Origin of the sequence: Paenibacillus sp. BR1-192 (assembly GCF_029542445.1) — a bacterium.
Classification (GTDB): domain Bacteria; phylum Bacillota; class Bacilli; order Paenibacillales; family Paenibacillaceae; genus Paenibacillus_AQ; species Paenibacillus_AQ lautus_A.
The window spans coordinates 2,892,340-2,904,492 of sequence record NZ_CP120718.1 but is presented as its reverse complement, the minus strand read 5'-3'; the positions used below and the strand labels follow the sequence as shown (position 1 = coordinate 2,904,492).

Sequence of the window (12,153 nt, the reverse complement as noted above, 5' to 3'; positions counted from 1 at the left end):
TCGTTTACGATGTGGGATGAAGCACGTTAGCTTTGCTCCTTCTTATTTAACCGCCAACGTATTGATTATATAGCGATCTAGCCTTGGCGATATCCGATGTGCCATGCACCAGGGTTCTGCCGTCTTGAAATATAACCAAACGGTGCGGACTTGCCTGAAAAATGATCATATATGGGGTAACGGTAGCTTTTCCTTGTGGCAGGCTGTTCAATCGATCCGCCATCTCCTCCAGTTGAAGCTGCATGGGTCTGCCCGGCCGGATCTGCACGGTGTCCCTGCCGCACAGCACTTCGCTTTTATCGGCATGCTCAGCCGACAGATAAGGGTATGTCGGTTCCTCGCCGCATGTGGAGCAGTCCGATTTTTTCGCACGGTCTACTCCAAATTCCAACTGTTCGTTACGCCATAAATCAAAAGACAGCATCTTTTTCCTCAAGGCTTGGCGGTTTCCGGATAATAGCTTCAGCGCTTCCATCGTTTGATGGGCAGCGACCATCTGTACCGCTTGGGGGAGAATGCCGTTAATGTCGCAAGTGTCGCCGCCTAAAGGAATCATTCCAAGCAAACAGTTCAAACATGGGGTTTCTCCCGGTAAAAACGTATAACTCATCCCGGAGCTCCCGACACATCCCCCGTAAATCCACGGAATTCCATGCTTGAAACCGATGTCGTTCAAGATCAGCCGGGTTCCAAAATTATCGGTAGCGTCCATCATCAAGTCAACGCCTTGGCACAGGACCGACAATTCGTGGGCTCGTACATCCATAACGACACCTTCCACGCTGACGTCCGAGTTGATCTCGGATAACCGCTTGGCAGCAGCTACGGCCTTTGGCAGCCGGTTGATGGCATCCTGCTCGGTAAACAGCTGCTGACGCTGCAAATTGCTCCATTCCACGTAATCCCGGTCCACGATGGTCACGTGTCCGACGCCTGCGCGAACCAAGGTCTCCGACACGGCGCTTCCCAGCGCCCCTGCGCCTAGAACGAGCACGCGGCTGTTCCGGAGGCGAAGCTGTCCTTCCTTTCCCAATGGCGTGAACCGCTCTTGCCTGGAATACCGATCCTCTCTTTCCGCTTTAGCAGCCTCCTTGCCCTCCGAGGACTCCAAAGCAGTGTTCATTTGGTGTCCCTTGAGGATTGCCTTCCCCCTGTTATCGTGTAGTCCAGACATGTATGTTTCCTCCCGATCCATTTCTCCGAACATGCTAATGAAGTTTGACTTTCATAAAATCTGACCAAAAGCTATTCATGTTCAAAAATACCCATCCCGCTAAAGAGGATGGGCGGTTTAACGAATTTCGCCTTAATTCAATCGGGTATTCAGCGCCTTCTCAAGGATACTACGATGACGCAGTATCCAGGCAGCGCTCCGAGCTCTCCAGGCGATCCCCCATAACAGACCTTCCGTTTCCGGCGATACCTGCTGCTCAATGGCTTCTTCAGCCGTTTCCCGCACGACCACCTCTACGATCATATCCAACAAGTCCGTTCGAAGAGAAGGTTCGACGCCATAAGCGTCAACCAATAAACGGAGCTGCCTTGCACGGGCATTAGCATCCGGCAAGCCGACTCTTTCGGCAACATCATCATCGTGCAGCTGCGGAAAGAGCCAGCATACCCGGGCTAACTCAACAAGCGGATGTACAGGTCCCGCGAATTCCCAGTCAATTAAAGCGTAAGGCATCCCGTCGCGGGTAACCATATTCCAAGGCGCAACATCACCATGGCTATATACAACCCCGGCATTGCCTAGTTCACGTAGAAACCACGGTTTCCATACTTCCTGGGGACCCGGCGAGAATGTAGCGGAAGCGTCATGAAGCTGACGTAATAATCGTCCTACAGCGACGATGGCTTCATCGCTCCAAGGTCCGGGATGAACAAATTCGCCCTCTACATAACTTAACGTCTCTTGACCTTCCTCATTCCAACCCGAGCCAATAATATCAGGCAGGGACGTAAACCCTGCTTGCTTCAAATGCCTTAATAAGGAGTGTACGGACGGGGTCCATTCCCCGCAAGGTCGATACACAACCTGACCTCGTCGTACAACCGACTTCTCGGCGGAGAGAATAAGGCCCTCTCCCTGTCCTGTTGGATTTTCCGAATTCATGAACTCGTCTCCCCTTCGGAAGGGAATAACACGGTTAATGGGGCAATGGAAGTGTATTCCCTTCATATATTGATGCCCCGATGGTCAAATCCATGTCTTCCATCAACATCTCCTCCGTTCATGTCAAGTTGCTTCTAGCATATCATAAAAAAGGATTCATCCATAGCAGGACCGAGAGCCGAAGAGGATCGAGTACGCCAAAAAGGATGACCAGCAGCGTGCTTCCGGTCATCCTTAAGGAGTAACGATTAAACTCGTTTAGATTCAGGTTCATCATCCAACTTGTGCGCTGGATTGTGATCCGTCAATGGGGTCAAGCGTTCTGGTTGGACCAATCTTCGACGTTCCAGATCTTCGTTACCCAATCTTCATAAAATTCAGGTTCGTGGGAAACCAACAGTATGGTGCCTTTGTATTCCTTCAAGGCACGTTTTAGTTCCTCCTTGGCCACAACGTCAAGATGGTTTGTCGGTTCGTCAAACAGAATCCAGTTGCTCTCGCGCATCAGAAGTTTACACAGACGGACTTTTGCCTGTTCGCCACCGCTAAGCGCCTTCATCGGACGGGTAATATGCTCGTTTTTGAGTCCGCAGCGAGCAAGGGCCGCACGAACCTCGTGCTGGTTCAAATGTGAGAATTCGTTCCACACGTCATCAATCGGCGTGATATTCCCCGGACGTACTTCCTGCTCGAAATAAGCGGGCACGAGAAAGTCCCCTTGATATGTCTTGCCCGAGAAGGCCGGGATTTTCCCTAAGATGGTCTTGAGCAGCGTTGATTTACCCACGCCATTACATCCGACAATGGCAATCTTCTCTCCGCGTTCGATCATGATGCTCATTTTGGGAAGCAATGGCCGATCGTAGCCAATCTCAAAATCAATGCCCTCAAATACCGTTTTACCGCTGGCGCGGGCTTCCTTGAAGTTAAACACGGGTTTAGCCGCTTCCTCAGGACGGTCAATCCGTTCCATGCGATCCAGCTGCTTCTCCCGGCTCTTTGCTCGGCCGGACGTGGAGTAGCGTGCCTTATTCCGCTGAATGAAGTCTTCCTGTTTCTTAATGAACTCTTGCTGCTTCTCGTAGGCATCGATATGCTGATTCTTGTTGATATCGGCCATTTCCAGAAACTTCTCGTAGTTCGCTGTATAACGCGTTAATTTCGCAAATTCCAAATGATAGATGACGTCGACCACCTGGTTCATAAATTCCGTATCATGGGAAATCAAAATGAACGCATAAGGGTACTGCTTCAAATATTGAGTCAGCCATTCAATGTGCTCAACATCCAGATAGTTGGTAGGCTCGTCCAATAGAAGAACGTTAGGCTTCTCCAGCAGAAGTTTCGCCAGCAGCACCTTAGTGCGCTGCCCACCGCTTAATGTCGCCACATCGCGATCCAGGCCGATCACGGACAACCCTAGACCGTTGGCCATTTCTTCAACCTTTACGTCCAGCATGTAGAAATCCCCGATGTCCAGCTGCTCCTGAATCTCGCCCATCTGTTCGAGCAGTAGCTCCAGCTCTTCAGGCGTTGCATCACTCATCTTATTGGTGATTTCCATCATTTCTTTTTCCAGCTCCAGCAGGGGCAGAAAGGCATCCTTCAATACATCGCGTACCGTTTTGCCCGGTGTCAGCTTGGTATGCTGATCCAAGTATCCGTAACGGATTTTCGGCGTCCACTCTACCTTGCCGCTGTCTTTAAGCAGCTGACCCGTCAAAATATTCATTAATGTTGATTTGCCTACGCCGTTTGCTCCGACAAGACCGACATGTTCGCCGGCCAGCAAACGAAAAGATACATTCTTGAATAGAGTACGATCCCCGAAATTATGCGATACGTTCTCTACGGTCAATAAACTCATGGCTATAGTAACTCCTGTCTGTATAAAATGAACTTATTTCATGTTAATTTAGCGAATTGTACACAGTCAAGAGTTTATTGTAACACATCATCGAGTCCGGCCGAAACTACGATTTTCGGGAATCACGGGACACCGGGATTATAACAGCTTTTCTCATGATAACCGCCTGCCGCTGCTTCCTTGGCACTCGGAAACACCTCCTCCACCCGATCGTTGAATGAGCAGGTATCCCGATAATAATAGGGGAGCCCCCTGTCATCCACCGCGCCGAAATAGGTCGGAGCTTTAACGAGTCGGCCGCCTCCAAGCGCGTAGTTATTGTAATATTGTTCGCCCATGGGAATGCCTTGAATGAAAGCCATCATACCGATATCATCAATCGTATTTACCCACTCTTCCTGGGAAATCAAAGGCAGCGTGAACGTATAAGAGATTCCGTTCCGCAGCGCCACTTGATTGTGGAGCTGTATGTAATAGGCTAGACGCTCTTGAACCGTATTCACGATGGTGATCCGCCGGACTTGTTCAAATACATCCTCATGATCCAACAAAGCCACGCCTGTTCTGCCAATGAGATCCTTCCGAAATCCAGAATGCCAGATAGAGGAATTGGATTCATATACCTGAACGTAAGAATCCAGCGTAAACTGAATGCTGTTGCCGTTGCCATCATTCCAGGCATAAGGAATTTTGGGAGTCCATCGATGCTCCATAAGCTCCTTGCCGTCATCGTCAACATAGGGCTGTGATACAAACAAATAATACCCGTCATAGTCCAGCACAACGATGGCAGGAATATACCGCCATAAGGCAGCTTGTGCAGCCTTGTCATCTCCGATCCCCATGTTGATATACAATGTCCGGGAAAATGACTCCAGCGCTTGTTCTTTATCCGCACGCATATACTTCACGGAATCATAAGCCGACTCCTTGGACTGCGTCTCGTTATCGTTCAGTTTCATCCCGCCGTCTTGAACGGCCGTGCGCAGAGCACCCGTATATTTCATCTCGGCAAACCGGACATCCTCCAGGCTCTCGGCGCGCATGCCTAGGACGAGAAACATGGGGAAGAACACGGCAGTAAACACGATGGCAAGATCAGTAATCTTCATTCAGAACCAATCCTCCGTAAGGGAATGCGATAGCTGCTGTTCCTTCTGAATTGGATCCTGTCAACGTATCGAATATCACCAATCCGGGTGTGCGATTCAAGCTGGTAACGCTAACCTGAAAGTGATCGCCGGCAGTTAGACGGTAGCGGCGGCTATCATCGCTTTTATCCAGATTCGAGTCCGGGAACAGATACCCCATCAGATCATCCTGATAATAAGCATCATATACAACGGAATAACGGTTCAAGAATGATCCGGGATCCGAAGGATCGGCATATTCCGGGTGGTATTTCTTGTGATGATGCTCCATCTCGACATTGTAAATGTTCCCTGTGGCCGCCAACTCTTGAAGGAAGTCATTATACATGGTCGGGGTAATATATCCCTTAGTGCGAACACTGTCTACGAATTTGGTAACGGATTGATAAACGATGAGTCGTGACAGGTCATCCTGTCTTCTTGCCATCTCGCCAGCGGGAACCAAATATAACAGAAGGAGCGCCAGAAATGCCGCAAACCATTTCGATACCGAATTAGACATGGTTGTTACCTCGCTTTTAGAAACTGGATCCGATCTACTTCCCCATCCGCTCCCCGAATGTACTCCGCATGATACCGAGCATTTAAGTCGATGATCGAAACATCCAGCTCCTCCGGATGAATGCCTGAATGGAACACCGTTCCATCCACATCAACGGTAAAGTCGCCTGCCTCTAATTCTCGCAGCGTAAACAAGACTTCGCTTCCTACATAGGTCAGCTTCCCGTTATCGTTAGTCATCTTTACGGTTGTCACTCCGGCATGCTGTTCTTGAGTCATTCGGTCCGCGGCTGTTATCCCGCCGCCAACCATTTCCTGAATATGGAAAGCATACAAGGATGCGCCGAGAAACAACGCCACCCCCGCAGCCAATTCAAGCATGCTTATTGTTGCTTCGCGCAAGTTTATTCACCTTTCTATTCATATCTATTGATCGAATTTAATGCCCCGGATCACGTTGGAATTGTCTTTCACGATGGTCGCCCTAAACTTCCCGCTTGGGTTGACGTACTCCGGGCTTTTCTCATCCATGACAAGGTTGATGTTCCCTTGCCTGGAATCCGGATTCAGGATCGATCCGTCCGACTCCAGTACGTTGCCGTACCATTGCCCTGCTTTATTTTTACCTGTTGCAATGAAAACGCCGAACTGATCCTTGTCCTTATATTTGCGCAGTGCATTCGTAACTTGAGAACCGCTGATCGTCGTTCCGTCATACACGGTAAAGGCTGCCTGGGACAGCTCCGTCTGTATATCCGAAAAATTGTTCTGGGCGGTTTTGGTTGCCTCCTGGGCCGAAATAAACAAAATGACAACGATCGTAATCAGGGCAATGGTCAAAAATATGCCTGCTGCAACCTTTAATGCGGATGATGCGTTATTCATTGAAATCCCCCTCATTTCCCTTATTGTTTTTTTATATGAACCTAGTGATTATCGTTTCAGTAGTGCTTAGGCCTTGTATTGCTTCAAAGTCGTTGAATTTGCTCATAATACGTTTCCATTTGGGAGAAACTCATGCCGATCAGCGGAATGACAAGATACATAAAGATCAGCGCATACATCGGAGTAAAACCGATCATCCGCGCCCATGCGGCTTTCGTGTCGATCATCGCTTCATATTCCTGCTTGCGCTGCTCGAAGCTGAATATCATCTCCCCGTCGAGATCGTCGAATACGTCCTTGATCGGAACTTTATCCACCGCAAGGATCAGCTTGTCCACCAACCGTTGAAATTCGGGTAACCAGACGTCTTCCTTCAGCTCCAGTAAAGCCAACTGCGCGCCATGTTCATAGTGAAGCAGGCTTTTTTGAATGGGAACCTTGAAAATAACGGCGAACCGGTTAAGCCATTCCAATATAACTTCAACCGTGATTCGCTCCATACCGCGCAGGATCGATATGACCGTCTGAAATTGATATACTTCATGCCGCATTTCCATGTTTCGCACTTTCCGGTGAAAATACAGCAGCCACAGTGGCGCCCCATAACCTGCAATACCTGCCATGAAGGAGAGCAGCAGCTCCCACCACTTCAAATACTCGCTATCATACCGCTTCAGCTTGGTCATGATTCGATCGGCTGCAATCTCAATTTGTTCCTTGGTCAAACCAACAGAATCTGTATCTCTTACGGCCTGTTGGATCTGATCATGCGTTGCTTTCGTTGACATTTGCAGCTGCTCCATGATTACCCGATCCCGCCGGGCAGTCTCCTCTGCCTGCAAGCGCTCATCATCATTCATCTGTCCGAACAGAGAATGATTTAATGGAACGGGGACATACAACAAATGATGCCTAGACTGTACATGCAGTCCAACGGCCAGCGACAGCGCTAAAAAGAAACCGAGGAAAAAAAACGTCACCCTTCTGATATACAGCCACTCGAATTTGATTTTCGCATTGCTCTCCTTCAGCAGCCGAACCCGGCTGTCATATTTCATCGTGCCTGGGGTCGGAGTCATGATCCCCGCAAGCCAGCGAATAGTTGGAATTCGGTACATTCTTTCTTCCCACGACACCTTGCGTGCCACCGCACGGTAGTCGGTTTCCCGATTTTGCTGGAGCTTCTGGAGCAGGATGTAAGAAATCAGGATAATGACGTAAATGGATATCTTGGTCACAAATCCGAGCTTGCTCATGTAAAACTCATCCATCGACGGAAAACTGCTTCTCGCCCACCGTTCGATCGGTTTCGTAAAAAAAACCGGGGCCAGCGCAATTGCATTCAAGCCCTTCATCAAGTAATCAAGCTTATCTCTTCGCAATATTTCCAATTGGATTTCCTTGGTCAAACCGCTGAGCCCAAGGAGATAAATAGAGCCTTGTTTTCTCGCATGATCGCCAAACTCCATTACCAGATGGGAAATGCCCGCAAACGCCTTTAAATACCGGTTAGGCGCTACCTCATAATATCGCTCCAGCTCATCATTAGGATCTTGGGATACGAGGGCATTATAGATCCGATGGGCATGTATGGAGATTTCATGTCCCGAAGTCTCTGCCCCTTCATACAAAGCCTCCTCGACCATTCCATGCTGCTGATAATGATGACGGACGAGGGAGAACAATTCAACCGATTGAACAAGCAGCTTCCGCTCCAGCCGGTTAATGAACATCTCAACAAGCATATTGTTAATAACCACGGCGGCAAGGATGACTATCACGATAAACCCCAGGTCCGGATGACTCCATATCAGCAATAAGGCCGTTAACCCGATAATCCCTGTAATCGCGCAGGCAAGCTTCACCGTCTCATACCGAAGCGAAATTTCATCGTAAGGATGGATGATCGCGATTCTCTGTCTGATCCGTTTGATATACGATTGGACGAGCGGGAGTTTCACTCCATACATATAAGCCAATTGGAACCATTGACGGTATATACCGCGAAACGACTTTGCTTCACCCGCATCGAACCTTCCGGCATAATTTCCACGGTTTCCTCGTCTTCTGGACATCAACGACACCAAACCGAACGTAATCGAGAACAGCGTCAGGGATGTAATGAATATCAGGATTAACACGTCTTTAGAGGCCACGTTGTTCCCCCCAGCCCGAGTCCAGAAATATTCTGAATTCCTCCGCATCCTCCGGATGCATCTGCTCGGTCATTTCGCGAATGCTGATTTCGGATAGTTTGGCGCAAGCAATATATGCACCGTCCCGGTATTCAATCACATTGCGGGACACATAGCAGCGGTCCTCGTTCAGTCTCCGCATATGCTCTGAGCTTAAATGAAAATACTCCTCCATGCTGCTCTTCCAATTGTTTTCCGTAGAAACTTCGAATTGCGGCAGAGCCCCCTTATCCACCGGAATGCACTCTGTAATTCGCTCTATGTAACGGTTACCGAAAGCGTCTCTTCTCATATGAATGTCAAAGTTGATCACGCTGACCACCTGCTGCTCGGCAATGTGCTCTTGCCTGAACGCGCCGCTCTTGAGCAGGGAGTTGCGCAGGGATTGAACCAAATCCCTGAATGTCTTGGCATGATGGGTAAACACGGTAAACAGACTTGCCACTTGAGACATCTGTATCATCCATGACGCAACCTCGTCGCTAGCAACCTCACCAAGGATATTGACCGTACCGTCGGTTTTCTTCTGCAGATCCAGCCCTGCCTGTCCGCTGATATGCTCCGTTTCCCTGAAGCTGAGAATGTTCCTGCGGCTGTAGATTTTCCTTAAGTGAAGCTCGAAGGCCATCTCCTGAACCCGGAGGGTATAGGAGGCATAGATATGGCCAACCATTGCCATCAGCAGCGTAGTTTTTCCTGATCCTTGAGCACCGGTAATCGCCGTAATCCGGCTGCCTCTCATCAAATATTTCAATAAACCGATCACCAACTCGGAGCCGCTCCCCGTAATCAATTGATCAAGCGTAGCCTTGGGCAAATCGAACTTGCGTACAAAAAATGCCCAGGATTCGGCAAACGGTGGCCTTACCACAACAACCCTGGAGCCATCCTTCATCTCATTCACTTTGTAACCGCTGGCTTCCGACAGCTGTCCCGGATGATTATATTTGTATATGTTTTGACATACCCGCTTAAGCTCCAGCATCGAACCAAACGATAAAAAAGCAAGATGAAGCGAAACACCCCGGTAAAAAATCCAGACGCTCTCACAGCCTGATGCAGGCAATTCGGCATTCGAAAGACCTAGCCCCAAAAAATCATCCGGTCCGTAAAAAGAAGTACCCTGTCCGCTATCGCGGTCGACGGGAACGCCGCTGACTCCCCCACTGATCCCGTCAATCCGCTGATCCCTGATTTCATCCACGACGGAAAATCCTTTGTACTGCTGATAAATGCGCTGAACGACGATATCCAGCTTCTCCTGAAACAGAAGCGTACGCTGCTCTGACTCATAAATATAAGCAATGTCTTCCGCGGTAACCGCATAAACGCTGCCCTCCCCGTAACCGGGAATGACGCGAGGCTGCGCAAGATCGTATGTCTCCAGAAGTACGGATAAAGCATCCTCCCCGTGCCGCTGCTGGTACAAGTACAAGAGAATCTCGAATTGATCCTGGGCCGTTAATTCGGTTAGGCTTTCAAACGGAATGGCTGCATCAATGTTGGACTCGTTCAATCCCAGATCCTTGACAAGCAGCTGCTTTAAAAAATCCTTAACATACGCCTTGTCCATCGCATCACCGGATACGCAGCCCTTGAGCGCGCTTCGCAATTCGCTCCGCTTGTTCAGCCTGCGGCGATACGCTTCTTCGTGCAGCCCTAAATCAGACAATTGGCTGTGCGTCAGCTGATGCAGGCTTTCCTTAACAAATGCCGTCATGGCTTCGATCGAATAGGGATCCGAGCCCCGCGTTATAGCAGCCGCCGGTTTGCGGGTATCCATATAACGCAGATAGACAAACAACACGACTAACAAAACCAGGATGATGATCCACATCGTGTTCAAGGCGTTACCCAAAAGCATGCAGGCCCCCCGCTTTCGAACGGCCGGACGGAAGTCCGAGCTGTTCAGCCGACGCATCAGCCAGGTGACGGACGGCATTATACAGTGAATTCAAACCTTTCAGGTCCGCGCCCCCACGGTTGCGCTGCATGTAGGGAATAATCGAACTCATATTCCATGCATCCGTCATGCGGGAGCAATACGGAACGCCAACCGCCATCGTTTTGATTCCAAAGCGGCGCTTCATATTTTGCAGTGTGCAGCTGCTCTCCCGATCATATTTGCCGATCATGTACAAGCAGTCTTTTTCCTTCAGCTCCGGAGGAAGTCTTTCCTTCTCAAGCTCTCTCTTCAGGACATGCAAATTCTGATTCAATCCAACGATGATCAAGTCTGCCGCTTGAAGTATTGCACGATCCGCAGCTCGGGGAACACCATTTCCGGCATCCGCTACGGTAACGTCATAACTTCGTTTGGAGGACGCCAAGACCTTGAACATTAGTTCAGTCCGATTCACACCTTCCGCATGTCTAGCCGAACTGAAATCATTGGCCGACGTCGGCTTCGGTCCGCACAAAAGATCTAGCCGATCAGACAGCAGCGGCAGGGCATAATTGCGGACATTATCTGGATTCAGCCTCCCGCTTGCATTGAGCCGTTCGAGGGCATCCAATCCGGTATCCTGAAACGCCGCCATATAATCGAACGCTTCCTCCTTCAGCGCAAAGGCCTGTTCCACTCGTTCTCCTGCTTGTCCACCATGGGCAAGCAGCACTTTGACCTGGTATTCAAACGCCAATACGATCGGTAAACATGCGGCCAACAGCGTGCTGCCGCTCCCGCTTTTTAATGGGCTCCATACAGCAATCAGACTCATGCATGCCTCCTTCCCGCTTGCCTAAACGCCCGGCGGATATGCCGCTGCTCCATCTCCGTCAGGATCCGAATCAGTTCGGTAAGCGACCGCTTATACTGTCGTGACAATGGCTTGATGCCCAGTCTGCCTGCATGTTCGTTTTTTATTTTCAGCGCAAAAAACAACTCATCCCAAGGCATCTTCACAGGGGGGCCCAGCCATTGAATCCGGCTATCCTCCATAAAGCCTTCAATATAGGATCCGTCCGCCAGGTCTTCGATAACCTGTACGTATACGCGATGGAAAGGCGGCAGCGGGTCATCTGTTCTTGCTGCTCTTAGTTCATCCAGCAAGGCCGCGCTCTTTCGCAATCCCGTTACTTCGAATCCGCTGACCCAAACATGGGCATCCGCCGTATCCCACTGATCCTTGTCCATAAATTGCGGCTTCTCCACGTCCATCACAATATAGTCATAATTCTTCTCATTCATTTCTTCCAGATAATCCATCAGTGACGTATAACTCCCAAATCCTGTTGCCACATCGAAACCGGCAAACTCCATGACCGGCAGCTGTGGATGCATTACGCTAATGCAATGTCTGTACTTCGCATCTATCGCGCCATCGACGAGCAGCACCCTGCTGTCTCCATTGGCTAGTATTTTGCACATGTACAGGAGCATATCGCTCTTGTCGCAGATGCCCGAAAATATCCACCTCTTCACTTTGGTTACACTCC

General features: G+C 49.6%; 11 protein-coding genes. All 11 read right to left on the bottom strand.

Annotated features, from left to right (window positions below; genetic code table 11):
• Nucleotides 1-46: 46 nt before the first annotated feature.
• The 11 genes from P0X86_RS12980 to P0X86_RS12930 all read right to left on the bottom strand — a co-directional run bounded on the left by P0X86_RS12980 (nt 47) and on the right by P0X86_RS12930 (nt 12,139).
• The gene (locus tag P0X86_RS12980) at nt 47-1,123 is read right to left on the bottom strand and encodes a ThiF family adenylyltransferase (RefSeq protein WP_213579796.1); all 1,077 of its coding nucleotides are present in this window, start codon (nt 1,121-1,123) and stop codon (nt 47-49) included.
• Nucleotides 1,124-1,306: 183 nt separating this feature from the next.
• Nucleotides 1,307-2,116 (bottom strand): aminoglycoside phosphotransferase family protein, encoded by an 810-nt coding sequence (locus P0X86_RS12975; RefSeq protein ID WP_213577915.1) that lies wholly within the window; start codon nt 2,114-2,116, stop codon nt 1,307-1,309.
• Between the two features lie 313 nt (nt 2,117-2,429).
• Nucleotides 2,430-3,983, bottom strand: coding sequence for an ABC-F family ATP-binding cassette domain-containing protein (locus tag P0X86_RS12970; RefSeq protein WP_036665385.1), 1,554 nt, complete (start codon nt 3,981-3,983; stop codon nt 2,430-2,432).
• Between the two features lie 122 nt (nt 3,984-4,105).
• Nucleotides 4,106-5,095 (bottom strand): hypothetical protein, encoded by a 990-nt coding sequence (locus P0X86_RS12965; protein WP_277748624.1) that lies wholly within the window; start codon nt 5,093-5,095, stop codon nt 4,106-4,108.
• Nucleotides 5,082-5,636, bottom strand: coding sequence for a hypothetical protein (locus P0X86_RS12960; RefSeq protein ID WP_192572343.1), 555 nt, complete (start codon nt 5,634-5,636; stop codon nt 5,082-5,084). The genes P0X86_RS12965 and P0X86_RS12960 overlap by 14 nt, the downstream gene beginning before the upstream one ends.
• 5 nt (nt 5,637-5,641) lie before the next feature.
• A complete protein-coding gene (locus P0X86_RS12955; protein WP_228468950.1) occupies nt 5,642-6,037 on the bottom strand; it encodes a hypothetical protein in 396 nt (131 codons plus the stop codon).
• Between the two features lie 24 nt (nt 6,038-6,061).
• On the bottom strand, nt 6,062-6,520 hold the full coding sequence (locus P0X86_RS12950; RefSeq protein ID WP_009596009.1) for a hypothetical protein: 459 nt from the start codon (nt 6,518-6,520) through the stop codon (nt 6,062-6,064).
• Between the two features lie 83 nt (nt 6,521-6,603).
• Nucleotides 6,604-8,676, bottom strand: coding sequence for a hypothetical protein (locus P0X86_RS12945; protein ID WP_277748623.1), 2,073 nt, complete (start codon nt 8,674-8,676; stop codon nt 6,604-6,606).
• On the bottom strand, nt 8,666-10,579 hold the full coding sequence (locus tag P0X86_RS12940) for an ATPase, T2SS/T4P/T4SS family (protein WP_192572345.1): 1,914 nt from the start codon (nt 10,577-10,579) through the stop codon (nt 8,666-8,668). Before P0X86_RS12940 ends, P0X86_RS12945 begins: the two co-directional genes overlap by 11 nt.
• Entirely contained in the window at nt 10,566-11,435 is an 870-nt protein-coding gene (locus P0X86_RS12935; protein ID WP_096773388.1) for a CpaE/TadZ family protein, read from the bottom strand. Before P0X86_RS12935 ends, P0X86_RS12940 begins: the two co-directional genes overlap by 14 nt.
• Entirely contained in the window at nt 11,432-12,139 is a 708-nt protein-coding gene (locus P0X86_RS12930; RefSeq protein ID WP_277748622.1) for a hypothetical protein, read from the bottom strand. Before P0X86_RS12930 ends, P0X86_RS12935 begins: the two co-directional genes overlap by 4 nt.
• Between the last annotated feature and the right edge of the window lie 14 nt (nt 12,140-12,153).

Bases quoted from the DNA above. Each gene is read 5' to 3' on its own strand.
- P0X86_RS12980 (WP_213579796.1), bottom strand. From the start codon at position 1,123: ATGAACACTGCTTTGGAGTCCTCGGAGGGCAAGGAGGCTGCTAAAGCG.
- P0X86_RS12975 (WP_213577915.1), bottom strand. From the start codon at position 2,116: ATGAATTCGGAAAATCCAACAGGACAGGGAGAGGGCCTTATTCTCTCC.
- P0X86_RS12970 (WP_036665385.1), bottom strand. From the start codon at position 3,983: ATGAGTTTATTGACCGTAGAGAACGTATCGCATAATTTCGGGGATCGT.
- P0X86_RS12965 (WP_277748624.1), bottom strand. From the start codon at position 5,095: ATGAAGATTACTGATCTTGCCATCGTGTTTACTGCCGTGTTCTTCCCC.
- P0X86_RS12960 (WP_192572343.1), bottom strand. From the start codon at position 5,636: ATGTCTAATTCGGTATCGAAATGGTTTGCGGCATTTCTGGCGCTCCTT.
- P0X86_RS12950 (WP_009596009.1), bottom strand. From the start codon at position 6,520: ATGAATAACGCATCATCCGCATTAAAGGTTGCAGCAGGCATATTTTTG.
- P0X86_RS12940 (WP_192572345.1), bottom strand. From the start codon at position 10,579: ATGCTTTTGGGTAACGCCTTGAACACGATGTGGATCATCATCCTGGTT.
- P0X86_RS12935 (WP_096773388.1), bottom strand. From the start codon at position 11,435: ATGAGTCTGATTGCTGTATGGAGCCCATTAAAAAGCGGGAGCGGCAGC.